This is a genomic window from Pseudomonas sp. K8 (assembly GCF_014889455.1).
Lineage (GTDB): Bacteria > Pseudomonadota > Gammaproteobacteria > Pseudomonadales > Pseudomonadaceae > Aquipseudomonas > Aquipseudomonas veronii.
In genome coordinates this window covers 1-24,632 of sequence record NZ_VJWO01000019.1, presented here as the reverse complement: position 1 = coordinate 24,632, position 24,632 = coordinate 1, and the positions used below count along the sequence as shown (strand labels likewise).

Annotated in this window: 25 protein-coding genes and 1 pseudogene; 12 read left to right on the top strand and 14 right to left on the bottom strand. The window is 61.8% G+C overall.

The window, feature by feature from the left end; genetic code table 11:
- Positions 1-75: 75 nt before the first annotated feature.
- Genes purC through dapA form a run of 4 tightly spaced genes read right to left on the bottom strand, consistent with a single transcriptional unit; the run spans position 76 to position 3,591 of the window.
- Positions 76-789 carry a phosphoribosylaminoimidazolesuccinocarboxamide synthase gene (gene purC / locus INT12_RS15255; RefSeq protein WP_017844921.1) on the bottom strand — a complete coding sequence of 238 codons (714 nt, stop codon included), beginning with the start codon at positions 787-789 and terminating at the stop codon, positions 76-78.
- A gap of 27 nt (positions 790-816) precedes the next feature.
- Complete coding sequence (locus INT12_RS15250; protein ID WP_017844920.1) at positions 817-1,575, bottom strand: MBL fold metallo-hydrolase; 759 nt, start codon at positions 1,573-1,575, stop codon at positions 817-819.
- A 4-nt stretch (positions 1,576-1,579) separates the two neighbouring features.
- Positions 1,580-2,695 carry an outer membrane protein assembly factor BamC gene (gene bamC, locus INT12_RS15245; RefSeq protein WP_017844919.1) on the bottom strand — a complete coding sequence of 372 codons (1,116 nt, stop codon included), beginning with the start codon at positions 2,693-2,695 and terminating at the stop codon, positions 1,580-1,582.
- 17 nt (positions 2,696-2,712) lie between these two features.
- Positions 2,713-3,591: a 4-hydroxy-tetrahydrodipicolinate synthase gene (gene dapA / locus INT12_RS15240; protein WP_017844918.1), complete on the bottom strand. Its 879-nt coding sequence runs from the start codon at positions 3,589-3,591 to the stop codon at positions 2,713-2,715.
- Between the two features lie 273 nt (positions 3,592-3,864).
- Between dapA and INT12_RS15235 the strand changes: the two genes are divergently transcribed.
- Positions 3,865-4,425, top strand: a complete 561-nt coding sequence (locus tag INT12_RS15235; RefSeq protein WP_017529585.1) for a glycine cleavage system protein R — start codon at positions 3,865-3,867, stop codon at positions 4,423-4,425.
- A gap of 10 nt (positions 4,426-4,435) precedes the next feature.
- Positions 4,436-4,909: a peroxiredoxin gene (locus INT12_RS15230; protein WP_046384366.1), complete on the top strand. Its 474-nt coding sequence runs from the start codon at positions 4,436-4,438 to the stop codon at positions 4,907-4,909.
- Positions 4,910-4,947: 38 nt separating this feature from the next.
- On the opposite strand, the gene INT12_RS15225 is transcribed toward INT12_RS15230, so the two are convergent.
- Both INT12_RS15225 and INT12_RS15220 read right to left on the bottom strand, forming a co-directional pair.
- Positions 4,948-6,018: an AI-2E family transporter gene (locus INT12_RS15225; RefSeq protein ID WP_017844916.1), complete on the bottom strand. Its 1,071-nt coding sequence runs from the start codon at positions 6,016-6,018 to the stop codon at positions 4,948-4,950.
- 32 nt (positions 6,019-6,050) lie between these two features.
- Positions 6,051-6,290: a sulfurtransferase TusA family protein gene (locus INT12_RS15220; RefSeq protein ID WP_017844915.1), complete on the bottom strand. Its 240-nt coding sequence runs from the start codon at positions 6,288-6,290 to the stop codon at positions 6,051-6,053.
- Positions 6,291-6,385: 95 nt separating this feature from the next.
- On the opposite strand from INT12_RS15220, the gene INT12_RS15215 reads away from it, so the two are divergent.
- A complete protein-coding gene (locus INT12_RS15215; protein ID WP_017844914.1) occupies positions 6,386-7,819 on the top strand; it encodes a M48 family metalloprotease in 1,434 nt (477 codons plus the stop codon).
- Between the two features lie 65 nt (positions 7,820-7,884).
- On the opposite strand, the gene INT12_RS15210 is transcribed toward INT12_RS15215, so the two are convergent.
- From INT12_RS15210 to rpoE, 4 genes are all read right to left on the bottom strand, one after another.
- Complete coding sequence (locus tag INT12_RS15210) at positions 7,885-9,324, bottom strand: DegQ family serine endoprotease (RefSeq protein ID WP_026139783.1); 1,440 nt, start codon at positions 9,322-9,324, stop codon at positions 7,885-7,887.
- Positions 9,325-9,559: 235 nt separating this feature from the next.
- Positions 9,560-10,522, bottom strand: coding sequence for a MucB/RseB C-terminal domain-containing protein (locus INT12_RS15205; protein ID WP_193058903.1), 963 nt, complete (start codon positions 10,520-10,522; stop codon positions 9,560-9,562).
- Between the two features lie 16 nt (positions 10,523-10,538).
- Positions 10,539-11,126, bottom strand: a complete 588-nt coding sequence (locus INT12_RS15200) for a sigma-E factor negative regulatory protein (protein WP_017844911.1) — start codon at positions 11,124-11,126, stop codon at positions 10,539-10,541.
- Positions 11,127-11,158: 32 nt separating this feature from the next.
- Positions 11,159-11,740, bottom strand: a complete 582-nt coding sequence (rpoE, locus tag INT12_RS15195) for an RNA polymerase sigma factor RpoE (RefSeq protein ID WP_003172477.1) — start codon at positions 11,738-11,740, stop codon at positions 11,159-11,161.
- Positions 11,741-12,202: 462 nt separating this feature from the next.
- Between rpoE and nadB the strand changes: the two genes are divergently transcribed.
- Positions 12,203-13,819 carry an L-aspartate oxidase gene (gene nadB / locus INT12_RS15190; RefSeq protein WP_017844910.1) on the top strand — a complete coding sequence of 539 codons (1,617 nt, stop codon included), beginning with the start codon at positions 12,203-12,205 and terminating at the stop codon, positions 13,817-13,819.
- On the opposite strand, the gene INT12_RS15185 is transcribed toward nadB, so the two are convergent.
- Complete coding sequence (locus INT12_RS15185; RefSeq protein ID WP_193039709.1) at positions 13,788-14,237, bottom strand: protein YgfX; 450 nt, start codon at positions 14,235-14,237, stop codon at positions 13,788-13,790. The two genes, nadB and INT12_RS15185, sit on opposite strands and share 32 nt — an antisense overlap.
- The gene (locus INT12_RS15180) at positions 14,221-14,475 is read right to left on the bottom strand and encodes a succinate dehydrogenase assembly factor 2 (RefSeq protein ID WP_046384372.1); all 255 of its coding nucleotides are present in this window, start codon (positions 14,473-14,475) and stop codon (positions 14,221-14,223) included. The genes INT12_RS15185 and INT12_RS15180 overlap by 17 nt, the downstream gene beginning before the upstream one ends.
- Before the next feature lie 139 nt (positions 14,476-14,614).
- Between INT12_RS15180 and INT12_RS15175 the strand changes: the two genes are divergently transcribed.
- Both INT12_RS15175 and INT12_RS15170 read left to right on the top strand, forming a co-directional pair.
- Positions 14,615-15,556, top strand: a complete 942-nt coding sequence (locus tag INT12_RS15175) for a YgfZ/GcvT domain-containing protein (RefSeq protein WP_193039710.1) — start codon at positions 14,615-14,617, stop codon at positions 15,554-15,556.
- A gap of 36 nt (positions 15,557-15,592) precedes the next feature.
- Positions 15,593-16,414: an HDOD domain-containing protein gene (locus INT12_RS15170; RefSeq protein ID WP_017844907.1), complete on the top strand. Its 822-nt coding sequence runs from the start codon at positions 15,593-15,595 to the stop codon at positions 16,412-16,414.
- On the opposite strand, the gene INT12_RS15165 is transcribed toward INT12_RS15170, so the two are convergent.
- Together INT12_RS15165 and INT12_RS15160 are read right to left on the bottom strand one after the other, a co-directional pair.
- Positions 16,415-17,800 carry a sensor histidine kinase gene (locus INT12_RS15165; protein ID WP_017844906.1) on the bottom strand — a complete coding sequence of 462 codons (1,386 nt, stop codon included), beginning with the start codon at positions 17,798-17,800 and terminating at the stop codon, positions 16,415-16,417.
- Positions 17,793-18,464: a response regulator gene (locus INT12_RS15160; RefSeq protein ID WP_017844905.1), complete on the bottom strand. Its 672-nt coding sequence runs from the start codon at positions 18,462-18,464 to the stop codon at positions 17,793-17,795. The genes INT12_RS15165 and INT12_RS15160 overlap by 8 nt, the downstream gene beginning before the upstream one ends.
- A 234-nt stretch (positions 18,465-18,698) precedes the next feature.
- Here INT12_RS15160 and INT12_RS15155 point away from each other — a divergent pair, with 234 nt between their 5' ends.
- The 6 genes and pseudogenes from INT12_RS15155 to INT12_RS15130 all read left to right on the top strand — a co-directional run.
- Positions 18,699-19,991, top strand: coding sequence for an OprD family porin (locus tag INT12_RS15155; RefSeq protein ID WP_017844903.1), 1,293 nt, complete (start codon positions 18,699-18,701; stop codon positions 19,989-19,991).
- 41 nt (positions 19,992-20,032) lie between these two features.
- On the top strand, positions 20,033-21,022 hold the full coding sequence (locus INT12_RS15150) for a Bug family tripartite tricarboxylate transporter substrate binding protein (protein WP_162231534.1): 990 nt from the start codon (positions 20,033-20,035) through the stop codon (positions 21,020-21,022).
- 60 nt (positions 21,023-21,082) lie between these two features.
- The gene (locus INT12_RS15145; protein ID WP_017844901.1) at positions 21,083-21,541 is read left to right on the top strand and encodes a tripartite tricarboxylate transporter TctB family protein; all 459 of its coding nucleotides are present in this window, start codon (positions 21,083-21,085) and stop codon (positions 21,539-21,541) included.
- A gap of 1 nt (position 21,542) precedes the next feature.
- The gene (locus INT12_RS15140) at positions 21,543-23,057 is read left to right on the top strand and encodes a tripartite tricarboxylate transporter permease (protein ID WP_017844900.1); all 1,515 of its coding nucleotides are present in this window, start codon (positions 21,543-21,545) and stop codon (positions 23,055-23,057) included.
- A complete protein-coding gene (locus INT12_RS15135) occupies positions 23,050-24,078 on the top strand; it encodes an AbrB family transcriptional regulator (protein ID WP_046490337.1) in 1,029 nt (342 codons plus the stop codon). The genes INT12_RS15140 and INT12_RS15135 overlap by 8 nt, the downstream gene beginning before the upstream one ends.
- A 146-nt stretch (positions 24,079-24,224) precedes the next feature.
- Positions 24,225-24,632: pseudogene (locus INT12_RS15130) on the top strand (hypothetical protein); the annotation flags it as partial.

Here is a 24,632-nt window from a genome sequence, read left to right as displayed (position 1 = left end):
GCATCATAACAGCCTGTCTCTGGAAAGCAAAGCGCCGAAGCGATTTTTTTCCGTGCTATCAGATGCTTGCGTCGATTACAGCGGTACGCCGAGGCGCTTGGCGACTTCTTCGTAGGCTTCGATCACATCACCGAGGCCTTGGCGGAAGCGGTCTTTGTCCATCTTCTTCTTGGTGTCCTTGTCCCACAGGCGGCAGCCGTCCGGGCTGAATTCGTCGCCCAGGACGATGGAGCCGTCGTGGAACACGCCGAATTCAAGCTTGAAGTCGACCAGCAAGAGGCCGGCGTCGTCGAACAGCTTGCTCAGCACGTCGTTGACCTTGAGGGACAGTTCCTTCATGCGCGCCAGTTGCTCGGCGGTGCCCCAGCCGAACGCCACGACGTGGGATTCGTTGATGAACGGGTCGCCCTTGGCGTCGTCCTTCAGGAACAGCTCGAACGTGTAAGGGTTGAGCTTGAGGCCCTCCTCCACGCCCAGGCGCTTGACCAGGCTGCCAGCGGCGTAGTTACGCACGACGCATTCGACCGGGATCATGTCCAGCTTCTTGACCAGGCACTCGTTGTCGCTCAGCAGTTTGTCGAATTGGGTCGGAATGCCGGCCGCTTCGAGTTTCTGCATGATGAAGGCGTTGAACTTGTTGTTCACCATGCCTTTGCGATCAAGCTGTTCGATGCGCTTGCCGTCGAACGCCGAAGTGTCGTTGCGAAACAGCAGGATCAGGCGGTTGGCGTCGTCGGTCTTGTATACCGACTTGGCTTTGCCGCGGTAGAGTTCTTCACGTTTTTCCATGATGGGCTCCGCTTTGAGTGAGGTGGGCTAGGCGATGTGTCGCCAGTCGAGCCCTGAATCTTGATCGGCCAGTTGCAGCCAGTCCGGGTCGCACCCAAGGGTATCGACAAAACATTGCCGGGCCAGCTGCGGCAGGTTGTTCTTGCTGCTCAGGTGGGCCAGGACCAGGTGTTGCAGGTCTTGCCAGCCCAACTCATACACCAGGTACGCCGCCTGGTGGTTGTTCAAATGCCCGAGTTCGCCGCCTACCCGTTGCTTGAGAAAGTACGGGTAATGACCGCGAGCCAACAGGTCTCGGCAGTGGTTGGACTCGATCATCAATGCATCGAGATCCCGGTAACCGTCCAGCACCTTGGCGCAGTAGGAACCCAGGTCGGTGAGTACGCCGAAACGTCGCTCGCCGCCACTGAATACATACTGCGTCGGCTCCTGGGCGTCATGCGCCACGGCAATCACATCGATGCTCAAGGCACCGATCTGCAGTTGCTCGCCACCGGCCAGGAAGCCTGCGGGTTCAATGGGTTTGCGCATCCCGCGCAAGGTGCCGCGACTCAGGTACACCGGAAGATTGTAGCGCCGAGACAGCAAACCCACGCCATGCACATGGTCGGCATGTTCGTGGGTCACCAGAATCGCGCTCAGCTGCGAGGGGTGAACCCCCAGGCGCAGCAGGCGCCGCTCGGTTTCCCTTAACGAGAAACCACAATCCACCAGCACATACGTGTCGTCTTGAGCGACCAGCGTGCCGTTCCCTTGGCTACCGCTGCCGAGAACGGCAAAACGCATCGGATCAGCCCAGGTTGTCCTGAATCACGCCCAACACCTTGCGCGCTGTTTCAGCTGGCGCAACGGTGTTGATGTTCTTCTCGACGGTGACTTGCACGCTTTCGCCAACCTTGCTCAAACGAATCTGATAACGCTCGGCGCGGGTTTCGATCTCTTCCTTGGTCGGCGCGCTGCCGAACAATTTGCTGAAGAAACCTGGCTCGGCGTCTTTCTTCTCGGCTTTTTCCGCCACGTTGATGTAGTACAGGCCCAGGCTGCGGTTGATGTCTTCAACACGCCAAGGGCCTTGTTCCAACGCGCGACCGACACTGGCCCAGGCACGGTCCAGGTCTTCACCCAGGTTCAGCACCACGTTGCCGCTGCCGTCTTCGGTGAGGCTGACGCGGCTCGGGGTGTCGTAATCGCGTGCGGCGAGCAGGGAGATCGAACCGCCCTTCTCGGAAATGCGGCTCATGCTGGCCAGCATCTCGTCGACCAGTGCGGCGTCGACGCCGGTGTTGACCGAGCGGTTGGTGAACTCGACGTTGGACGTGCTGCCGGCAGGACGCTCGGCGCTGACCACATAGACTTCACTGGTATTGCGCTGCACGCCAGGCTCGATGCGTACACGTACACGGGCTTCGCTGTCAGCGGCGATACCGCCGGACTGCAAACGCTTGGCCATGCTGGCGGACAGCTCGCTGCCCTGCTGCCACGCCGTGGTGAACTCACCGGTCTGCGGGCGCTGCTCGTCGATGCGGAAGCCGTTGTCCTGGAAGAACTGCACCGCCACCGGCCAGACTTCGGCAGGTGGGCGCTGTGCCACGATCCAACGCGAGTCGCCGCTCTTCTGCAGGCTGTAGTCGCTGGTATTCGCCACGGCCAAGATCGGTTGTGGACGCGGCACCACGTACTCACCCTTGGCGGTGTCGTCGGCGACATTGCGCGGAATCGGCAGCAACGGGTCAAGGCGCTTGGCGACATTGACGTCCGGCGGCAGTTGCATCGGTTTGGTTGCTTGTGCTTCCAGGTAATCGCTGCCGCGGTCACGGAAGTAGCCTTCCGGGCCCCAGATCCAACCGCAGCCACTGGTGCTGGAGATAATCAAGGCAAGTGCGGAAAGTCCGGCCAATCGCTTCATGCGTAGTGCTTCCTCAATTAAACCAGGACGCCGGACTGGCGCAGGGCCTGTCGCAGCGGTTCGTGACAGGCTTCGCTGAGGCGGGTGAGCGGCAGACGGATACCGTCCGGCATCATGCCCATCTCGAACAGCGCCCATTTCACGGGAATAGGGTTGGATTCGATAAACAGTGTCTTGTTGAGCGGCATCAGCTTCTCGTGAATCGCACGTGCGGTCACGGCATCGCCGGCGAGGGCGGCGGCGCACATGTCGCTCATGGCACGCGGGGCCACGTTGGCGGTCACCGAGATGTTGCCCTTGCCGCCCAGCAGGATCAGCTCGACAGCGGTGGCATCGTCGCCGGAATACACCAGGAAGTCGCTGCTCACGCCTGCCAGGATGTCCTTGGCGCGCTGCAGGTCGCCGGTGGCTTCCTTGATGCCGATGATGTTCGGCACAGTGGACAGGCGGATCACGGTCTCGGCCTTCATGTCGCACGCGGTGCGACCTGGCACGTTATAGAGGATCTGCGGGATATCGACCGCTTCGGCAATGGTGCGGAAGTGCTGGTACAGGCCTTCCTGGGTCGGCTTGTTGTAGTACGGGGTCACCAACAGGCAGGCGTCGGCGCCGGCTTTCTTGGCGTTCCTGGTCAGCTCGATCGCTTCACGCGTCGAGTTGGCGCCCGTACCGGCGATCACGGCGATACGGCCCGCGACACGCTTGACCACGAACTCGATGACCTGGATGTGTTCTTCCACGTCGAGAGTGGCCGACTCACCTGTGGTGCCGACCGCCACAATGGCGTTGGTGCCCTCTTGCAGGTGGAAGTCCACCAGTTTGCCCAGGCTATCCCAGTCGAGACGACCTTGTGCATCCATGGGTGTGACCAGTGCCACCATACTGCCCGCAATCATGCAACCGCTCCTGCCGGAAAAAGAGAGCCGTAATGGTACTGGCGCCAAGATGCTTGTACAAGCGAAGTACCGCCTGAGGATGCGTTCTGGCGCAACTAAACGACGGGCATTGCCATCATTGCGCGAAAGTGCGGGTCGAGACGGGGTAAAAACCCGCCGATCACGCAATGAAAACGCCACCTCCTATCCCTTGGCGACGCTTTTCGCTACCCTTCATGCTTTGATCGATACAGCCCTCACCGTATCGACCGCTCATCGTTTTAGGAAGGCTGCATGTCCACCCCCACAGTTCGCGAACAATTCCTTGTTATCAGTGCCCTCGGCGCCAACCCCATGGAGCTGACCAACGTCCTGTGCCGCGCCAGCCATGAAAACCGCTGCGCCGTCGTCACCTCCCGTCTCACCCGCCATGGCGAGTGCAGTGCGCTGGTGCTGCAGATTTCCGGCACCTGGGACGCCCTGGCACGCCTGGAGACCGGCCTGCCGGGCCTGGCCAAGAAGCACAACTTCACCGTCAATGTGGTACGCAGCGCCGCGCTGGAAAACCGCCCGCAGGCCCTGCCTTATGTGGCGTATGTCAGTTCGGCCTACCGCTCGGACATCGTCAACGAGTTGTGCCAGTTCTTCATCGACCATAACGTCGAGCTGGAAAACCTCACCTGCGACACCTACCAGGCACCGCAAACCGGCGGCACCATGCTCAACGCCACGTTTACCGTGACCTTGCCGGCCGGCGTGCAGATCAGTTGGCTGCGCGATCAGTTCCTGGACTTCGCCGATGCCCTGAACCTCGACGCCTTGATCGAACCGTGGCGCCCACAGAACCCAATGTAAGGAAGCCCCCATGGCGGTAGTCATCGACAAACCCGTAGCCGATTTCGAAGCCCAGGCCACCAGCGGCCAGACCTTCAGCCTCGCAGCCCTCAAGGGCAAGCAAGTGGTGATCTACTTCTACCCGAAGGACAGCACCCCGGGTTGCACCACCGAAGGCCAGGGTTTCCGTGACCAGTACGCAGCGTTCAAGGCAGCCAACACCGAAGTGTTTGGCGTGTCGCGCGACAGCGTGAAGTCCCATGAGAACTTCAAGGGCAAGCAGGAATTCCCGTTCGAGCTGATCAGCGACAAGGACGAAGCGGTTTGCCAGCTGTTTGATGTGATCAAGCTGAAGAAGCTGTATGGCAAGGAATACCTGGGCGTGGATCGCAGCACCTTCCTGATCGACAAGGATGGCGTGCTGCGCCAGGAATGGCGTGGCGTGAAAGTGCCAGGGCATGTGGACGCCGTGCTGGCGGCCGCCCAGGCTTTGCACAACGCGTGAGCATCATCGGGAGAGGGCGCACGCGCCCTCCCCTCGCTTCAGAGTAAGGGCGCCACCACCGGTTCCTGCCGCGGCCATGCATCCAGCACCGCCTTGAACAGCGTCGCCAGGGGGATCGCAAAGAACACGCCCCAGAACCCCCACAACCCGCCGAACAACAATACCGCGCAGATGATCGCCACCGGATGCAGGTTGACCGCCTCCGAGAACAGCAGCGGCACCAGTACGTTGCCGTCCAGGGTCTGGATGATGCCGTACACCGCCATCAGGTAGATGAACTGGTCGCTCCAGCCCCACTGGAACAGGGCGATCAACGTGACCGGCACCGTCACCACCACCGCGCCGACATACGGCACCACCACTGAAATGCCCACCAGCAATGCCAGCAGCGCCGCGTAGTTCAGGTCCAGGGCAATAAAGGCGATGTAGGTCACGCCGCCACAGATGATGATCTCGATCACCTTGCCGCGGATGTAATTGGCGATCTGCCGGTTCATCTCCTCGGCCACCCGGGTGATCAGCGCACGCTCACGCGGCAGATAGCCACTTACCCAGCGGCCGATCATCGCGCGGTCCTTGAGGAAGAAAAACACCAGGATCGGCACCAGCACCAGGTAGATCATGATGTTGACCAGCAACGGCAGGCTGGACAGGGAAAAGGTCACCGCCCATTGCCCGAACTTTCCGATCTCGCCGCGTGCCACTTCGATGGCTTGCAATACCTGCTCATCCGACACCAGATGCGGGTAGCGCTCCGGCAACAGCAGCAACAGCGACTGCCATTTGGCGAGCATGCCGGGCAACTCATTGAACAGGGTGATCAACTGGTGCCACAGCAGTGGCACGACCACCACGATAAATACCAGCAACAGCCCCATGAACAAAGCAAATACCAGCCCCACTGCCGCCGCGCCCGGTAAGCGCAGACGCTCCAGGGTGGTGACCAACCCCTGCATCAGGTAGGCCAGCACCATCCCCGCCAGTACCGGGGCGAGCATGCCACCCAGGGTGAGGACGGCGGTAAAGGCCAGGAACAGCAGGACCGCCAGCACCACGGCTTCCTCGTCGGAGAAGTAGCGCTGAATCCAGTCTCGTAACACTTTGAACATCAATCAACCTCGGGTGGTGGGAAGCGGACGCTTCAGGCCTTGCGCAACCAATAACGGTAGACACCGGCGGCGTCTTCTTCATGCACCAGGGTATGACCGGCCAGCCTGGCAAAGGTGCGGAAATCACGCTGGGAACCGGCATCCGTGGCGATGACTTTGAGCACCGCGCCGCTGGCCAATCGATTGAGTTCGAGTTTGGCCTTGAGCAAAGGCAACGGGCAATTGAGGCCGCTGGCATCGAGTTCGGCATCAAAGGCTACAGCGTCGGTCATGGTTTTACTCCGGGCAAGCGTTCAGGCTGCTTAGAATATCTGGTCCGACGCTCAGTGTCCGGCTACAGTAAGCTCTTTGTCGAAAGGCTCTGTGCATGACTTTTTTGCGCCCCACCCTGCTGACGCTGGCCTGCCTGCTGGCCTCCCCGGCCTTTGCCGACGACCTGCCGTCACTTGGCGACGCCAGCTCAGCCATTGTCTCGCCACAACAGGAATACCAACTGGGTCGCGCCTGGCTTGCCTATTTGCGTGGCCAGGTCGCGCAGCTCAACGATCCGCAGCTCAAGGATTACGTCGAATCCAGCGTGTACAAACTGGTGGAGACCAGCCAGGTCAATGACCGCCGCCTGGAATTCATCCTGATCGACAGCCCGCAGCTCAACGCCTTTGCCGCGCCTGGCGGTATCGTCGGGGTCAACGGCGGGCTGTTCCTCAACGCCCAGACCGAAGGTGAATACGCCTCGGTGCTGGCCCACGAATTGGCTCACTTGTCTCAGCGCCACTTCGCCCGCGGCGTCGAAGCGCAACAGCGCATGCAGATCCCGATGATGGCCGCGATGCTCGGCGGCATCATTGCCGCCGCAGCCGGTGCGGGCGACGCCGGCATTGCTGCAATTGCCGGCACCCAGGCCGCGGCGATCCAGGAACAACGGCGGTTCTCGCGCCAGAATGAACAAGAGGCCGACCGCATCGGCATCCTCAACCTGGAGAAAGCCGGTTACGACCCACGCTCCATGCCGACCATGTTCGAGCGCCTGATGCGTCAATACCGCTTCGACGCCAAGCCGCCGGAATTCCTGCTGACTCACCCGGTGACCGAATCGCGCATCGCCGACACCCGCAACCGTGCCGAACAGGCCAAGCTCGGCGGCACCGAAGACAGCCTGCGTTATCAATTGATTCGCGCACGGGTGCAGCTGAAATACGAAGACACGCCAGGCCTCGCCGCCAAGCGCTTCCAGGCCCAACTGGACGAAAATCCGAAAAGCGACGTGGCGCGCTATGGTCTGGCCATCGCCCAAATCAAGGGGACCAAGCTCAAGGAAGCCCGGGAAAACCTGGCCCCGCTGTTGGCCAAGTCGCCCAACGACATTACCTACAACCTGGCGCAGATCGAGCTGGACATCACCAGCAACCGCTTGCCGGATGCCCAGCAACGCACTGACCGGATGCTCACCCAGTACCCCGGCAACTATCCGCTGAACCAGGTGCGAGTGGACCTTTTACTCAAACAGAACCGCACCGCCGATGCGGAAAAGGCCCTGGACGGTTTGCTCAAGTCGCGCCCGGACGATCCGGACGTGTGGTACCAAGTCGCCGAAACGCGCGGCTTGTCCGGCAATATCATCGGCCTGCACCAGGCGCGCGCCGAGTACTTCGCCCTGGTCGGCGACTTCCAGCAAGCCATTCAACAACTGGACTTCGCCAAGCGCCGTGCCGGCAGCAACTTCCCACTGTCGTCACGTATCGACGCACGCCAGCGTGAGCTGATCGAACAGGAACGCTTGGTGAAAGGAATGATGGGCTAAACCCACCGCCCACAAAAAAGCCCCGCCCTCGTTAAACGAAGGCGGGGCTTTTTGATGCGCCGGTGTTACTCAGCCAGCTTGAAGGTAATGAAGCTGGCACGGCCCTGACGCAGGACGCGCATCGAGACCGAACGGTTCTTCGGCAGCGCCTTGGCGATGTCGGTGAACTGCTTGGTGCTGTCGATGGCCTGATTGTTCAGGTGAGTGATCACATCGCCTGGCTGCAGGCCGATCAACGCGGCAGGACCGTCCTGCACTTCCTTGATCACCACGCCGCTTTTCAGGTCGAAGGCCTTCTTCTGCTCGTCCGTCAGCTCGGCCACTGCAATACCCAGGCGGTTGCTGCTGCGCTCGGCGCCCGGCTTGGTGCTACCGAGGGCATCGAGGGTCGCGCCTTCTTCCGGAATGGCGCCGACGGTCAGTTCAACGTTCTGGCGTTTGCCTTCACGGATCACTTCCAACTTGGCTTTGCTGCCCGCCTTGAGCGCGCCCACCAAATGCGGCAGGTCTGCCGACATGACGATCGGCTGGCCGTTCATGCTCAGAATCACGTCGCCGACTTGCAGGCCGCCCTTGGCTGCCGGGCCGTCGTCCTGGATCTGAGCGACCAGCGCACCGGCTGGCTTGTCGAGGCCGAAGGACTCGGCCAGGTCCTTGTTCACTTCCTGGATCACCACGCCCAACCAGCCACGGCTGACCTTGCCGCCGCTTTTGAGTTGGTTGGAAACGTCCATGGCCACGTCGATCGGGATGGCGAACGACACGCCCATGAAGCCACCGGAGCGCGTGTAGATCTGCGAGTTGATGCCGACCACCTCGCCGTTCAGGTTGAACAGCGGGCCACCGGAGTTACCCGGGTTGATCGGTACGTCGGTCTGGATGAACGGCACGTAGTTTTCGTTGGGCAGGCTGCGGCCGATGGCGCTGACGATGCCTTGGGTCACGGTGTGGTCAAAGCCAAACGGCGAACCGATCGCCACGACCCATTGCCCGGCTTTCAGGTCCTGGGACTTGCCCAGTTTCAGCACAGGCAGGTCCTTGCCGTCGATCTTCAGCAACGCCACGTCGGAACGTGGGTCGGTGCCGACCAGCTTGGCTTTCAACTCGCTGCGGTCAGCCAGACGGACGAGGATCTCGTCAGCGTCGGCAATCACATGGTTGTTGGTCAGGATGTAGCCATCGGGCGAGATGATGAAGCCCGAGCCCAGGGACTGCGCTTCACGCTGGCCACCGCCACCGCCACGGGGCGCGCGTTGTTGCGGCATGCCACGCTCGAAGAACTCGCGCAGCATCGGCGGCAGGCCTTCCAGGTCCGGCATCTGCTGGTCGGAGACTTTGCGCTCGGGCAGTTTTTGCGTGGTACTGATGTTCACCACGGCAGGCGAGGCCTGCTCGACCAATTGGGTGAAATCAGGCAGCTCGACCGCTTGCGCGGGCACGGCCTGACCCAACACCAACAATGTGGCGACTATGGATAAATAGGACTTCAAGCGTGGTATCGACATACAGCTCCCGTTACGACGAGCAGGGTTGGGCGACAGGGTTCTGGAAACGCCGGAAACTGTGACCGACATCTCCGTTCCGCGAACAAAACATGGTCAGCGCCGACAAGCCCTGACCTATAAAAAATATGAGAGATTTTTGCAAGTGAAAATGCTGATCCAGACATTTCATCACGCTCGGCAACCAACCTCGCATGGACGTAGGGTGAAAGGCCAGGATGAACATAAGATTAACGACTCACGGCTTGGCGGCTGGTTTTTTTTCACCGCGCACCGACAGCGCGATGCGCTCGGCGGTGCCCATGGGGATTTCGCCCACCACCGTGACCATCATTTCGCCATCCACCGTATTCAGCCGACGCGACACCGCCACCGTCGGGCCCAACTGGGTACGGGTTTCGGTAACGCCGGATTCGCCGATCGGCTCAAGAAATACCGAAAACCGCGCCAACCCATCTTCATACATCCGACTGTCGACCGTCGCTTTGGTCTGGGTGTCTTTGCGCGCACCGCTACTGGTCAACTGGAAACCCGGCGGCAACCATTCCAGATGCCAGTCCTGGGCAGGTTGCACCTCTGGCGCTTTAGCCGTGGCCACTGCAATGGGCGTGCAATCGCCAGAGGGTTGCAAGTCGCGATCATCCGGCGTGACCGAGGTGTTCAATTGCGTGAACTGGAAACGCTCCAGCAACTGCCCCTGATCGTTCACCAGCAGGGATTTAAGGGGCAACGCGGTTTCGCGGTCCAGGTGCAACTCAAAACCATAGCGGTATTGGTCACGCGGGGTGATCGACACAATCACCGCATTTCGACCGGCCACGCGAGATTTGCCGATGACGGCCAGTTCGTAGAATTGCGCGATTTTTTGCGGATCAAGCGCACGTGAAGGGGCATCACGCGAATTGCTGAGGCCGGCGACAAGAGTGCCGCTGACGCATTGCGTCCGACCGTCTACCCGCACGACTTCCTGAGCCGAGCCGTCGAGCTGCAAAAGCCGCTCGCGAACCTGACCGTCCTGGACACGATGCCAGATGTCGTGGGTAGAAAAATTACCGTTACGCTCGTAGACGAACGTACCTTGGAAGCTTTGCTGTTGCTCAGCACGCCCAAGTCGAGTCAACCAGTCTTGGGCATCATCGGCGTGGGCGGGGAGTGCAAACCAACCACTGAGCAAAAGCGTAAGGAGCGGTATGGCGCGCATAGTGCTCCTCAACGGTTCAACGGTTTTCCAGGCTTGCCGCGCGAGCATAAGGCAGAGCGCTTTCAGTACCTTTCAAGGCCGATTCCTGTGCGTGTTGGCGCAGGTAGCCTGGAAGACGCTGATCCTGCCAGCCGGATTGCCCTTGAAGCACACCGTTCGCCATCGGGCCGGTAGTGTCGGAGCTTTCCTTGTAGCCTGCCAGTACGGCGGGGCCCTTGACTTGCGGGCCAGCCATGATCGGTTGCTGAGTCTGTTGGGCCAGTTCGGTACCGGCGATTTCGTCCTGGTTGTACAGGCGAACACCAGCCAGAACGGCAACAGTTACCGAAGCGGCCACTGCCAGGCGACCCAGGCTACGCCATGGCCCCCGCGCAGCTTTTGCCGGAACGGCTTCATCAGCCAGTGCAGCAGAAACGGCCGCAGCAATATCCAGACGAGGGATTAGAAGATCCTTGTGCATCACCGCCCGAGCGACTTGGTAACGAGACCAGGTATCACGGGTTTCGGCATCACCGAATGCATTGAGCACCCGACGAAGTTCCAGTTCATCCGCTTCGTTATCCATCACTGCGGACAGCGATTCCTGCAGGGCATCACGACTCATGGCGGTTCCTCTCTTGGCTGTCGCCGCTGTCTTTAGTTTTCCTGCAACAACGGTTGCAAGGCTTTATCGATGGCTTCCCGGGCCCGGAAAATCCGTGACCTTACAGTCCCCACCGGACACTGCATGACGCTCGCAATGTCTTCATAACTCAGACCATCGAATTCACGTAAAGTTAACGCCGTCCGTAAATCTTCTGGCAGTTGCTGAATAGTGCGATGAACGGTGCCTTCGATCTCGTCGCGCAGCAATGCACGCTCCGGCGACTCGAGATCTTTGAGGCCGTGATCACCATCGTAAAATTCTGCATCTTCCGAACTGACATCACTATCCGGTGGGCGGCGTCCGCGAGACACCAGATAGTTCTTCGCCGTGTTGATGGCGATGCGGTAGAGCCACGTGTAAAACGCGCTGTCACCGCGGAAATTGCCCAGCGCACGGTATGCCTTGATAAAGGCTTCCTGTGCAACGTCCTGCGCTTCATGGGTGTCGTGCACAAACCGCACGATCAACCCGAGAATTTTGTGCTGGTATTTCAGCACTAGCAGATCAAAAGCTCGCTTGTCGCCGCGTTGAACGCGCTCGACCAGCTGCTGATCCTCTTCCTGGGTTAGCATGAACACTCCTCGTTGTACTTGAAGGAGGCTTGCATAACTGAACGATCAGGCTTGCAAACATAGACTCGGACTTTCCGCAAAAGTTCTCCCCTCCAAGCAAGTTTCCGGCATGCACTGATTTGGCACACACGAAAAACGCAGCGCGGGCAATGCCGGCTGCGCGAATAATCTTGTCGCCGGTTTCCTGACGCGTCCAATGCTCCCGACGGGCCAATAAACTCAACGTTTTCCCAGCTTTCGGGCAACCTGCTATTGAGTCGGGGCTTATGCAAAAAGTTCCCACTTCAATAACCGGTCCATTTACCTTGGCCGTGCACCGTAATTTCACATTGCCACGAATGCGCGGCTATTGTGCCGCTCCCCCCCTCTATATACTAGTAGCCCGTGTGACCCTTTGATTCGCCGATCCAGGCGTCCTGTTTGCGCCAGCCCCTGTGGATCGCTTTTTGCGGAATCCTTCAAATGAGCCAACAGTTTCAACACGATGTCCTGGTGATCGGCAGCGGCGCAGCCGGCCTGAGCCTTGCGCTGACCCTCCCCAGCCACCTGCGCATTGCGGTGCTGAGCAAAGGCGACCTGGCCAATGGCTCGACATTCTGGGCCCAGGGCGGTGTTGCCGCCGTGCTGGACGACACCGACACGGTGCAGTCCCACGTCGAAGACACCCTCAACGCCGGCGGCGGCCTGTGCCACGAAGATGCGGTGCGCTTTACCGTCGAACATAGCCGCGAAGCCATTCAATGGCTGATCGACCAGGGCGTGCCGTTTACCCGTGACGATCACGCCGGCAGCGATGACGGCGGCTTCGAGTTTCACCTGACCCGCGAAGGCGGGCACAGCCATCGCCGCATCATCCACGCCGCCGACGCCACCGGGGCCGCGATCTTCAGGACCCTGCTCGAACAAGCCCGCCAACGCCCGAACATCGAACTGCTCGAGCAACGGGTCGCCGTCGACCTGATCACCGAGAAACGCCTGGGCCTGTCGGGCGAGCGCTGCCTCGGCGCCTATGTGCTCAACCGCAACAGCGGCGAAGTCGACACCTACGGCGCGCGCTTCACCATTCTCGCCTCGGGCGGCGCGGCCAAGGTCTACCTCTATACCAGCAACCCCGACGGTGCCTGTGGCGACGGCATCGCCATGGCCTGGCGCTCGGGCTGCCGGGTGGCCAACCTGGAATTCAACCAGTTCCACCCCACCTGCCTGTATCACCCGCTGGCCAAGAGCTTCCTGATCACCGAAGCCCTGCGCGGCGAAGGCGCGCACCTGAAACTGCCGAATGGCGAGCGCTTCATGCAACGCTTCGACCCGCGCGCCGAACTGGCCCCGCGCGATATCGTCGCCCGCGCCATCGACCATGAAATGAAGCGCCTGGGCATCGACTGCGTCTACCTGGACATCAGCCACAAGCCCGAAGCGTTCATCAAGACTCACTTCCCGACGGTCTACGAGCGCTGCCTGGCCTTCAATATCGACATCACCAAAGGCCCGATCCCGGTGGTGCCGGCCGCGCACTATACCTGCGGCGGCGTGATGGTCGACCAACACGGGCGCACCGACGTGCCCGGCCTGTACGCGATCGGCGAAACCAGCTTCACCGGCCTGCACGGCGCCAACCGCATGGCCAGCAACTCGCTGCTCGAATGTTTTGTCTATGCGCGTTCGGCGGCGGCGGACATCCTTGAACAACTGCCGCAGATCCCCGTCCCGGCCGCCCTGCCCCGCTGGGACGCGAGCCAGGTGACCGATTCGGACGAAGACGTGATCATCGCCCACAACTGGGACGAACTGCGACGCTTCATGTGGGACTACGTAGGGATCGTGCGGACCAACAAACGCCTGCAACGCGCACAACACCGCGTGCGACTGTTGCTGGATGAGATCGACGAGTTCTACAGCAACTACAAAGTCAGCCGCGACCTGATTGAATTGCGCAACCTGGCCCAAGTGGCGGAGCTGATGATCCGCTCGGCCATGGAGCGCAAGGAAAGCCGGGGCCTGCATTACACCCTCGACTACCCGCAGATGCTGCCCGAGGCCCGCGATACTATTCTGGTGCCAACCACCTACGCCGACTGAACTTCAGGCGAACCCGCAGGCGCCGGTGTACATCGGCGGCCTGCGAATCCTTGGGCACACAGATCGACCGCACCACCCATTCGCCCTGCACCCGATAGCGCAGCACCACGATCAACGGCAACGCCAGGCTCTCGGGACGCAGTTGCACGCGGTGCCAGCCGCGCGCTTCGCTCCACAACTGCCACCCGCTTTCGTCACGGCGCAGGCCGCGAATCGACGAACGGTGAGTCAGCCGGATATGGCGCGGGATAACCCAGGCGGCGTGAGCCAGGCACAGCAACAGGCCAAGGCTTGAATAAGGCAAATCGACAAGCAGCAGCGCACCCAGTGCGGACGACTGGGCCAGGAGATAGGCCGCCAGCAACAGCCGCGAGGCCTGCCAGCGGCATTCGAAGGCGGGATTACTTGGGCTGGACACGATCCAGGATCATCCGAACCATGCGCTGCAGCTCCGGGTCTTCCGATTCGGAGCGTTCCATGAACCAGCCGAACATATCCTGGTCTTCGCATTCCAGCAGGCGCACGTAACAGTTGCGATCCACCTCGTTAAGGGTCGAGTAAACCTCTCTGACGAATGGCACCAGCAACACGTCCAGCTCAAGCATGCCGCGACGGCTGTGCCAGTAGAGGCGATTGAGTTCTACATCTTCGACCATGGAACGCTCCTCAAATAGATTGCAAGTATACAGGCCCCAAGGCAGCGGAACAGTCGGCTTTGGTCGCCCCCTACAGAAACTATCCATTTGTCGGGCGCCCCTCTATGATGCACCTAGACTTTTTGACCTGCGATGACCCATGGCCGACTCTGCTTTCTTCTGCCCACTGACCCACGAAGGCGTTCTCGCCGTCCGCGGCGCCGACGCTGCCAAGTTCCTGCAGGGCCAACTCACCTGCAACCTCAACTACCTGAGCGACACCCAGGCCAGCCTCGGCGCGCGCTGCACGCAAAAAGGGCGCATGCAGTCGAGCTTTCGCATCCTGCTGCAAGGTGATGGCGTGCTCTTGGCCATGGCCACCGAGCTGCTGGAACCGCAACTGGCCGACCTGAAGAAATACGCGGTGTTCTCCAAATCCAAACTCACCGACGAAAGCGCCGCCTGGGCACGTTTTGGCCTGGCGAACGCGGATCAGGCCCTGGCGAGCCTGGGCCTGGAGCTGCCGGCCGCGACCGACAGCGTCGCCCGCAGCGAACAATTGATCGCCATCCGCGTATCCCCTGGTCGCACCGAACTCTGGGCGCCCGCCGAGCAAGCCGAAGCCGTGCGCAGCCAATTGACCGCGCAGTTGCAACCGGCTGACTTGAATGACTGGCTGCTGGGCCAGGTCCGCGCCGGTATCGGCCAGGTCATGCCGCAGACCCGCGAGCTGTTTATCCCGCAGATGCTCAACCTGCAGGCCGTGGGCGGCGTCAGTTTCAAGAAAGGCTGCTACACCGGCCAGGAAATCGTCGCGCGCATGCAATACCTGGGCAAACTCAAGCGTCGCCTGTACCGCCTGAGCCTGTATGCCGCTGAATTGCCCGAGCCCGGCACGCCGCTGTTTTCTCCCAGCCACAACAGCTCGATCGGCGAGGTGGTGATCGCGGCAAAAGCTGACCAAATGGTGGAACTTCTGGCGGTTCTGCAAGCCGAAGCAGCCGAGAGTGGTGATGTGCATTTAGGCACTCTCGAAGGTCCCGCTTTGCAGCTACTTGACCTGCCCTACCAATTGGATCGTGATCGAGAGATCCAGCACTGATCGTCGCACCCCTTTGCAACACCTTAGAGAGCATGAATGAACGAGCTGGCGGAAAAAGTCCAACAGGCTTTGATTGCGGCCATCGACAACGATGACCTGGTTCTGCCGACATTACCGGAAGTGGCCCTGAGCATTCGTCAGGCCGCCGAAGACCCGGAAATCGGCATCAGCCACTTGAGCAAAGTGATCGGTCGCGACACCGCGCTGTCGGCGCGCTTGATCAAAGTGGTCAACAGCCCGTTGTTGCGGGCCACGCAGGAAGTCACCGACCTGCACACCGCCATCACCCGGCTGGGCACCAACTACAGCAGCAACCTGGCGATCGGCCTGGTGATGGAGCAGATCTTCCACGCCCGTTCCGAAGTGATCGAACAGAAAATGCGCGACGTCTGGCGCCGCAGCCTGGAAGTGGCGGGCGTCAGCTACGCGCTGTGCCGCAGCCACAGCCAGCTCAAGCCGGACCAGGCAGCGCTCGGAGGCCTGGTGCACCAGATCGGTGTGCTGCCGATCCTGACCTATGCCGAAGACCATTACGAGTTGCTCTCTGACCCGGTCAGCCTCAACCACATGATCGAGAAAAGTCACCCAATGCTCGGCGACAAACTCCTGCGTGGCTGGGACTTCCCGGAGATGCTGGTCAAGCTGCCGGGCCAATACCTGGACCTGGAACGCGACTCCGCCAGCCTCGACTATATCGACCTGGTGCAAGTCGCCGTGCTGTATTGCCATCGCGGCACCGCGCATCCGCTGGCGGATGTACCGATCACCAACCTGCCGGCAGTCAAGAAACTGCGCCTGGACCTTTACAGCGACAGCGTGCGTGCGGAACTGGATGAAGCGCGGTCGATGTTCTACTGATCAACCGGCGACAAAACTGACGCGCACTTTCAAGCCCGTCGGTTCACCATCATGCAGGCTGATCTGGGCCAGATGCGCGCGACAGATTTCGCCGACAATCGCCAGGCCCAGACCGGAGCCCAGGCCCTGCTGACTGCGGCGATAGAAGCGTTCGAACACGCGGTCGCGCTCGTCCAGCGGAATGCCCGGGCCATCATCTTCCACTTCCAGCACCGCCGGTGCCGTCACGCGCAGGATCACATTGCCGCCAGGCGGCGTATGCGCCAGAGCGTTATCCACCAGGTTACTCAACAGCTCGTTGAGCAGCGTCGGTTCGCCGCGCAGCCACACCGGCTCGTCGGCCTCCAGCGCCAGCGCGACCCCACGCGCATGGGCCAACGGCGCCATGGCCATGCCCAGTTCGCGGGCCAACTGGCTGAGGTCGAGCAATTGCGCCCCGCCTTCGGCAATCGCCCGTGCGCCGTTTTCGATGCGCGCCAAGGACAACAATTGATTGGCCAGATGGGTCAGGCGGTCGGTGCCTTGCGCGGCGGTTTCCAGGGTGCTGCGCCAGGTGGCCGGGTCTTCGGCGCGCAGGCCGAGTTCCAGGCGCGCCTTGAGCGCGGCCAGCGGCGTGCGCAGTTCGTGGGCCGCATCGGCGATAAACTGTGCCTGGCGCTCGAACTGGCCCCGCAGGCGTTCGGTGAAATGGTTGATGGAACGCACCAGCGGGCCGAACTCGAGCTGCACCTCGACCAGCGGCAACGGCCGCAGATCGTCGGGCTGGCGCTCTTCCACGGCCGTGCGCAAGCGCTCCAGCGGGCGCAACGCCGCGCTCACGGCAAACCACACCAGCAATAGCGCGCCGATGGCGAGCATGCCCAGGCGCAGCAAGGTATCGGCCATCAGGCTGCGGGCCATGCTGACGCGGGCTTCATCGGTCTCGGCCACGCGGATTTCTGCCATGCCGTTCATGTTCGGTTCGGAAACCGCCTTGAGCAGGCTCACCACGCGCACGGCCTGGCCCTGGTACGTGGCGTTGTAAAACCGTGCCAATGCCGGGTAATCATCGGTGCGCGGCGTGCCAGGCGGCGGGCCGGGCAGGTTTTCGTAACCGGAAATCAGCTTCTGGTCGATGTCATTGACCTGGTAATAAATCCGCCCGGCGCTGTCGTAGGCAAAGGTGTCCAGGGCCACATATGGCACATTCGCGCTCAAGCTGCCGTCGACCTCGGTCAGGCCGGCGGCAATCGTGCGTGCAGAGGCCAGCAAGGTGCGGTCATAGGCGGTGTCGGCGGCTTCGCGGCCGTTCCAGTAGGCGCTCATGCCGCTGGCGACCATCAACAGCACCAGCAACAGCGCGAGGTTCCACAGCAGCCGCCAGCGCAGACTGCTGGGCTTATGCATCGCGCGCTTCCAGCAGGTAGCCGAGGCCACGGAAGGTGACGATGGCGATGGGCTGGCCGTCGAGTTTCTTGCGCAGGCGGTGTATGTAGATTTCGATCGCATCCGGGCTAGCCTCTTCGTCGAGGCCGAACACCTGGGCGGCCAGTTGCTCCTTGCTCATCACCCGGCCCGGGCGCGCGATCAGCGCTTCAAGCACGGCTTGCTCGCGGGACGTGAGGGTCAGCAACTCGCCGCCGACCGTGAAGCGGCGGGTGTCGAGGTCGTAGACCAGCACGCCGCAGGCCTGCTGGCGCTCGCCGCCGAGCACGCTGCGCCGCAACAGCGCCTTGACCCGCGCCTCCAGTTCCGTCAGCTCGAACGGCTTGGCCAGGTAATCGTCGGCGCCCAGGTTCAGGCCATGCACACGGTCTTTCACATCACTGCGCGCCGTCAGCATCAGCACCGGCAGATTTTTCCCACGCGCCCGCAAACGCGCCAACACCTCGAAACCGTCCATGCGCGGCAAGCCCACATCGAGGATCGCGGCGGCGTATTCCTCACTGCCCAAGGCCAGGTCCGCGGCCACTCCGTCGTGCAGCACATCGACGGTCAGACCCGTGCTCTTGAGCGCCTGGGCGACACTTTCGGCCAGTTGCAAATGGTCTTCAACCAGGAGGACACGCATGGATTTCTACCTCATTCGGGGGTGGTCGGCGCCACGCTCTGCGAGGCAGTTTACAGGCGCGGCCTGGGCTGTGAAGCCCGAAAACATTGAAAGGCAACTGAAAGGTTAGTGAAAGCTTCACCCTTTAGCATCCAGCCACGGTAGGCCATGCCCGCCGAGCTGCCTGATCCGTAGCACCCGAAAAACGCCTCGAAGCGTTTTCGTCAAATAAGAACAATAACGGAGTACTCAACGATGCTGTCGACACAGCCCCAGGCTTGCACGCCTGTGCGTTTTTCCCGCCTGACCCAAACCGCCCTTGCCAGCGCCGCCACCCTTGCCGGCTTTTCGCCGCTTGCCCAAGCCGCCTTCTTCGAAGACAGCAGCGCGACCCTGGAAACCCGCAACATGTACTTCAACCGCGACTTTCGCGACGGCACCAGCGCCCAGCAATCCAAGCGCGACGAATGGGCCCAGGGCTTCATGCTCAACCTGCAATCGGGCTACACCGACGGCACCGTCGGCTTTGGCGTGGATGCGCTGGGCATGCTCGGCGTCAAGCTCGACTCCAGCCCCGACCGCACCGGCAGCGGCCTGCTGCCCACCCACGACGATGGCCGCGCCGCCAACGAGTATTCCAAGCTGGGCCTGACCGGCAAAGTGAAGATCTCCGCCACCGAACTGAAAGTCGGCGCGCTGATCCCCGAGCTGCCGATCCTCAAGCCCAACGACGGCCGCATCCTGCCGCAAACCTTCAACGGCGGCCTGATCACCTCGAAAGAGTTCAAGAACCTGGTGTTCACCGGTGGCCGCCTCGACAAGGCCAAGGACCGCGACGACACCAACTACGAGGACATCGCCCTCAACAACAAGAACAGCCGTTTCCTCAGCGGCGCCACCGGCAAGCACTTCAATTTCGGCGGCGTGGACTACAAGTTCGCCGACAAGATCACCGGCAGCTATCACTTCGCCCAACTCGACGACGTGTACCGCCAGCACTTCCTCGGCCTGGTGGCTGCGCGCCCGATGGGCCCCGGCACCTTCGCCACCGATCTGCGCCTGGCGATCAGCGACGACACCGGCGCCGCCCGCGGCGGCAAGATCGACAACACCTCCCTCAACGGCCTGTTCAGCTATGCCCTCAATGGCCATAAGCTCAGCGCCGGCTACCAGCACATGTCCGGCGACAGCGCGTTTCCGTATGTGGATGGCAGCGACCCGTACCTGGTCAACTTCGTGCAGATCAACGACTTTGCCGGCGCCGAGGAGCGCTCCTGGCAGGCACGCTACGACTATGACTTCGCCAAGCTGGGGATTCCCGGCCTGAGTTTCATGAGCCGCTACCTGTCGGGTGACCATATCAAGCTCAAGAACGGCGAGACCGGCAAGGAGTGGGAACGCAACAGCGAGATCAAGTACGTGGTGCAAAGCGGCACGTTCAAGGATGTCGCCGTGCGCCTGCGCAATGCGACCTATCGTTCCAACTATTCAGCGCGTGATGCGGATGAAGTACGCCTGCTGGTCAGTTACAGCGTCGCGCTCTGGTAAGCAGTGCCTGGTAATAGCCACTCATAACAACAACGACGGAGATAACCATGACCCTTTCATTGCGTAAATTCGCCCTCGCCGCCGGCTGCATGCTGTTCGCCGGCCAACTGCTGGCCGCCGACGAACCCAAGCGCCCGGAATGCATCGCCCCGGCCTCCCCTGGCGGTGGTTTTGACCTGACCTGCAAACTGGCGCAAAGCGCGCTGGTCAACGAGAAGCTGCTGAGCAAGCCGATGCGCGTGACCTACATGCCTGGTGGCGTGGGCGCAGTGGCCTACAACGCCGTGGTCGCACAGCGCCCTGCAGACGGCGGCACCCTGGTGGCCTGGTCCAGCGGCTCGCTGTTGAACCTGGCCCAGGGCAAGTTCGGGCGCTTCGATGAAAGCGCCGTGCGTTGGCTGGCGGCGGTCGGCACCAGCTACGGCGCCATCGCGGTGAAAAGCGATTCGCCTTACAAAAATCTCGACGACCTGGTGCAGGCGCTGAAGAAAGATCCGAGCAAAGTGGTCATCGGTTCCGGCGGCACCGTGGGTAGCCAGGACTGGATGCAAACCGCGCTGATCGCCAAGGCCGCCGGGATCAACCCGCGCGACCTGCGCTATGTGGCGCTGGAAGGTGGCGGTGAAATTGTCACCGCGCTGATGGGCAACCACATCCAGGTGGGCAGTACCGACATCTCCGATTCCATGCCCCATATCCAGAGTGGAGACATGCGCTTGCTCGCGGTGTTCTCCGAAGCGCGCCTGGACGAGCCGGAAATGAAGGATATTCCGACCGCCAGAGAGCAAGGCTACGACATCGTCTGGCCAGTGGTGCGCGGTTTCTACCTTGGGCCAAAAGTCAGCGATGCCGACTACGCCTGGTGGAAAGACGCCTTCGACAAACTGCTGGCCTCCGAAGACTTCGCCAAGCTGCGTGACCAGCGCGAGCTGTTCCCGTTCGCCATGACCGGCCCGGAGCTGGACACCTACGTGAAGAAGCAGGTAGCGGACTACAAAGTGCTGGCCAAAGAGTTCGGCCTGATCCAGTAATCGCCCCTCTGTCGCGCGGCCACGCCCTGCTGAACCAGGGGCGTGGCCCAGGAGTTCAACATGCTCTTACAACGCATATTCGCCGCCGCGCTGCTGCTGGCCTGCGCAGGCCTGGCCTTGATGGCCTGGCCCTACCAGGCGTCGTTTTCCTACGAACCCGTGGGGCCTCGGGCCTACCCGCTGCTGATGCTCGGGCTGATGAGCCTGGCGCTGATCTACATGCTGTTTCGCCCGCAGCCGACCCAGCATACCGAGGAAGAACCCGCGCTGGACCGCGCCACCCTGATCAAGATCGGCATCTGCGTGGCGCTATTGATCGTGTTTGCCGCCACCTTCGAATCCCTCGGTTTCATTCTCAGCAGCATGTTGATCGGCATTCCGATGGCACGGCTGTATGGCGGCCGCTGGTTGCCCGGTGCGGTGATCATCACCTTGATGAGCGTCGGCCTTTATCTGCTGTTCGATAAAGCCATGGATGTTCCGCTGCCCCTCGGCCTGCTCGACGTTCTGGAGAACTGATATGGATACTTTCGGCTATTTGGGCCAGGGCTTCGGCGTGGCACTGTCCCCCTACAACCTGGTGACCGCGCTGTGCGGCACCTTGATCGGCACCGTGGTCGGCCTGCTGCCGGGCCTGGGCCCGATCAACGGCGTGGCGCTGTTGATCCCCATCGCGTTCGCCCTGGGCCTGCCGCCGGAGTCGGCGTTGATCCTGCTGGCGGCCGTGTACCTGGGCTGCGAATACGGTGGGCGTATCAGCTCGATCCTGCTGAACATCCCGGGTGAAGCCTCCACCGTGATGACCACCCTCGACGGTTACCCGATGGCCCGCAAAGGCCTGGCCGGTGTGGCCTTGTCGTTGTCGGCGTGGAGTTCGTTCATCGGCGCGTTTATCGCCACCTGCGGCATGGTGCTGTTTGCCCCGCTGCTGGCCAAATGGGCGATTGCCTTCGGCCCGGCGGAATATTTCGTACTGATGGTGTTCGCGATTGTCTGCCTCGGCGGCATGGCCGGCGATAAACCGCTGAAGACCTTCGTCGCGGCGCTGATCGGCCTGTTCCTGTCGGCGGTGGGCATCGACGCCAACAGCGGCGTGTACCGCTTTACCGGCGATAACATCCACCTGACCGACGGCATCCAGTTCGTGGTGTTGGTGCTGGGCCTGTTCTCCATCAGCGAGATCCTGTTGCTGCTGGAAAAAACCCACCGTGGCCAGGAAGCGGTGAAAGCCACCGGGCGGATGATGTTTAACCTGAAGGAAGCCTCGTCGGTATTTGCGGTGAACATCCGGTGCGGCCTGCTCGGTTTCATCATGGGCGTATTGCCCGGCGCTGGCGCGACGTTGGCGTCAGCCGTGGCCTACATGACCGAGAAACGCCTGGCCGGGGCCAGCGGTAAATTCGGGCAGGGTGACATGCGTGGTCTGGCGGCACCGGAAACCGCCATCGGCGCCTCCGCCTGCGGCGCGCTGGTGCCGATGCTGACCCTGGGCGTGCCGGGTTCGGGCACCACCGCGGTGATGATCGGCGCCCTGTCGCTGTACAACATCACGCCGGGCCCGCTGTTGTTCCAACAGCAGCCGGATATCGTCTGGGGCCTGATCGCCTCGTTGTTCATCGCCAACATCATGCTGGTGATCCTCAACATCCCGATGATCCGCATCTTCACGCGCATCCTCGCTGTGCCGAACTGGGCGCTGGTGCCGGTGATCGCGATCATTACCGCGATCGGCGTGTACGCGGTTCACGCCACCACGTTCGATCTGTTCCTGATGATCGGTATCGGCATCTTCGGCTACATCCTGCGCAAGCTCGACTTCCCGCTGTCGCCGGTGTTGCTGGGCTTTATCCTCGGCGGCCTGATGGAGCAGAACCTGCGCCGCGCGCTGTCGATCTCCAACGGTGCGCTGGAGATCCTGTGGTCCAGCCCGATCACCTTCGGTGTCTGGGTATTGACCGCCGTGATGCTGCTGTTACCGCTGGCGCGCATCTACCGCAAACGTGCGTTGCAGCGTCGTGCCGTGGCCGATGTCTGAGGCCAGCTTTAAACACTGGTGGGGAACACCGCTGGTCGGCCTGGTCGGCGGTTACCTGGCCAGCCTGGTCGGCTGGCCGTTGCCGTATATGGTCGGTTCGCTACTGGCGATCATCCTCGTGCGTTGCCTCACGCCGTGGCAGTTGGCGGAGATTCCCGGCGGGCGCAAAGGCGGCCAATGGGTGGTGGGCATCGGCATCGGCCTGCACTTCACTCCGCTGGTGATCGAACAGGTGATGAGCCACTTCGGTTTGATCTTCTTCGGCGCGCTGGTCACCAGCCTGTCGAGCGTGGTCGGCGTGTGGTTGATGCGCCGCAGCGGCGAAGACCGCGCCACCGCGTTTTTCTCCAGCATGCCCGGCGGTTCCGGCGAGATGGTCAACCTCGGCGCACGCAATGGCGCGGTGCTCAGCCGGGTCGCGGCGGGGCAAAGCCTGCGGGTGTTGGTGGTGGTGCTGTGCGTACCGGCGATCTTCAAGTACGTGCTGGACGGTGGCGCGCCGCAGTTTCATCCCGCCCCGGTGAGCTGGGCCTGGCTGGCGCTGCTGTTTCCCGCCGGTGCGCTGGTGGCCTGGGGCTGGCAGCGGTTGCGTCAGCCGAACCCGTGGCTGTTCGGGCCCCTGTTGGTCAGTGCCACCGCCAGTGTGGCGTGGGACCTGCACATCGGCCTGCCCGACGGCGGCAGCCAGATCGGCCAGTGGCTGATCGGCAGCGGGTTGGGCTGCCACTTCAATCGTCAGTTCTTCCGCAGTGCGCCGTCGTTCATGGCGCGCACCTTGATCGGCACCGCCTTGACCATGCTGCTGGCGACGCTGGCCGCCGTGGGCTTGAGTGCGATGACCCAACTGGACCTGCGCTCATTGACCCTGGGCATGATGCCCGGTGGCATTGCCGAGATGAGTTTGACCGCGGAAACCCTGCAACTGTCGGTGCCGTTGGTGACGGCAATGCAGGTGATGCGCTTGTTGTTCGTGTTGTTTCTGGCGGAGCCGCTGTTCAGGCATTGGAACCGCCAAGCCTAGCGGCTACCGAGGGCGGCCCGCCCTGGGCCGCTACCGCCTGTCGGCACTGTCATTTCTAACAGCTAGCCTGCTCGCTGCCCTTCTGTGTTCAATCCTCGTGTGCCCCGGACCTTTTCGGCTCCTTTGCCTTGCACGAGGTGACAAGCATGACTCCAGAGCTCAACGCGCCCCCTTTCGTCGCGCAGTTGTCGCCTTATATTCCCGGCCTGACGACCCCGGTCGTAGGATTCTCCGGCGGTGTGCATCAACTGCTGTTGGAGAACCATGGCAGCACGGGCCTGATTTGCATCTTGCGCACCTACGCAGGCCAGCTTGAAGGCGATTTCATCGAGTTGTTCTGTAGCGACCTGCTGGTCCCGGTCGACTTCCATACCGTAACCGAGCAAGAAGCGCGCGAAGCGAAGCCGATTACCCTGCACATCTCCATGGCCCGCTTGGCCGACGGCGCGGCCGGCCCCGTATTTTGCCGGGTGACGCACCTCGATCACCGCTTAGAAGAAACCCAACGCCTGACCCTCAAGATCGACACCGTGGCACCAACCGGCAGCGACCCC

Excerpts from the sequence above, each read along its gene's own strand:
- purC (WP_017844921.1), bottom strand. The coding sequence starts at position 789 with ATGGAAAAACGTGAAGAACTCTACCGCGGCAAAGCCAAGTCGGTATAC.
- INT12_RS15250 (WP_017844920.1), bottom strand. The coding sequence starts at position 1,575 with ATGCGTTTTGCCGTTCTCGGCAGCGGTAGCCAAGGGAACGGCACGCTG.
- bamC (WP_017844919.1), bottom strand. The coding sequence starts at position 2,695 with ATGAAGCGATTGGCCGGACTTTCCGCACTTGCCTTGATTATCTCCAGC.
- dapA (WP_017844918.1), bottom strand. The coding sequence starts at position 3,591 with ATGATTGCGGGCAGTATGGTGGCACTGGTCACACCCATGGATGCACAA.
- INT12_RS15235 (WP_017529585.1), top strand. The coding sequence starts at position 3,865 with ATGTCCACCCCCACAGTTCGCGAACAATTCCTTGTTATCAGTGCCCTC.
- INT12_RS15230 (WP_046384366.1), top strand. The coding sequence starts at position 4,436 with ATGGCGGTAGTCATCGACAAACCCGTAGCCGATTTCGAAGCCCAGGCC.
- INT12_RS15225 (WP_017844916.1), bottom strand. The coding sequence starts at position 6,018 with ATGTTCAAAGTGTTACGAGACTGGATTCAGCGCTACTTCTCCGACGAG.
- INT12_RS15220 (WP_017844915.1), bottom strand. The coding sequence starts at position 6,290 with ATGACCGACGCTGTAGCCTTTGATGCCGAACTCGATGCCAGCGGCCTC.
- INT12_RS15215 (WP_017844914.1), top strand. The coding sequence starts at position 6,386 with ATGACTTTTTTGCGCCCCACCCTGCTGACGCTGGCCTGCCTGCTGGCC.
- INT12_RS15210 (WP_026139783.1), bottom strand. The coding sequence starts at position 9,324 with ATGTCGATACCACGCTTGAAGTCCTATTTATCCATAGTCGCCACATTG.
- INT12_RS15205 (WP_193058903.1), bottom strand. The coding sequence starts at position 10,522 with ATGCGCGCCATACCGCTCCTTACGCTTTTGCTCAGTGGTTGGTTTGCA.
- INT12_RS15200 (WP_017844911.1), bottom strand. The coding sequence starts at position 11,126 with ATGAGTCGTGATGCCCTGCAGGAATCGCTGTCCGCAGTGATGGATAAC.
- rpoE (WP_003172477.1), bottom strand. The coding sequence starts at position 11,740 with ATGCTAACCCAGGAAGAGGATCAGCAGCTGGTCGAGCGCGTTCAACGC.
- nadB (WP_017844910.1), top strand. The coding sequence starts at position 12,203 with ATGAGCCAACAGTTTCAACACGATGTCCTGGTGATCGGCAGCGGCGCA.
- INT12_RS15180 (WP_046384372.1), bottom strand. The coding sequence starts at position 14,475 with ATGGTCGAAGATGTAGAACTCAATCGCCTCTACTGGCACAGCCGTCGC.
- INT12_RS15175 (WP_193039710.1), top strand. The coding sequence starts at position 14,615 with ATGGCCGACTCTGCTTTCTTCTGCCCACTGACCCACGAAGGCGTTCTC.
- INT12_RS15170 (WP_017844907.1), top strand. The coding sequence starts at position 15,593 with ATGAACGAGCTGGCGGAAAAAGTCCAACAGGCTTTGATTGCGGCCATC.
- INT12_RS15165 (WP_017844906.1), bottom strand. The coding sequence starts at position 17,800 with ATGCATAAGCCCAGCAGTCTGCGCTGGCGGCTGCTGTGGAACCTCGCG.
- INT12_RS15160 (WP_017844905.1), bottom strand. The coding sequence starts at position 18,464 with ATGCGTGTCCTCCTGGTTGAAGACCATTTGCAACTGGCCGAAAGTGTC.
- INT12_RS15155 (WP_017844903.1), top strand. The coding sequence starts at position 18,699 with ATGCTGTCGACACAGCCCCAGGCTTGCACGCCTGTGCGTTTTTCCCGC.
- INT12_RS15145 (WP_017844901.1), top strand. The coding sequence starts at position 21,083 with ATGCTCTTACAACGCATATTCGCCGCCGCGCTGCTGCTGGCCTGCGCA.
- INT12_RS15140 (WP_017844900.1), top strand. The coding sequence starts at position 21,543 with ATGGATACTTTCGGCTATTTGGGCCAGGGCTTCGGCGTGGCACTGTCC.
- INT12_RS15135 (WP_046490337.1), top strand. The coding sequence starts at position 23,050 with ATGTCTGAGGCCAGCTTTAAACACTGGTGGGGAACACCGCTGGTCGGC.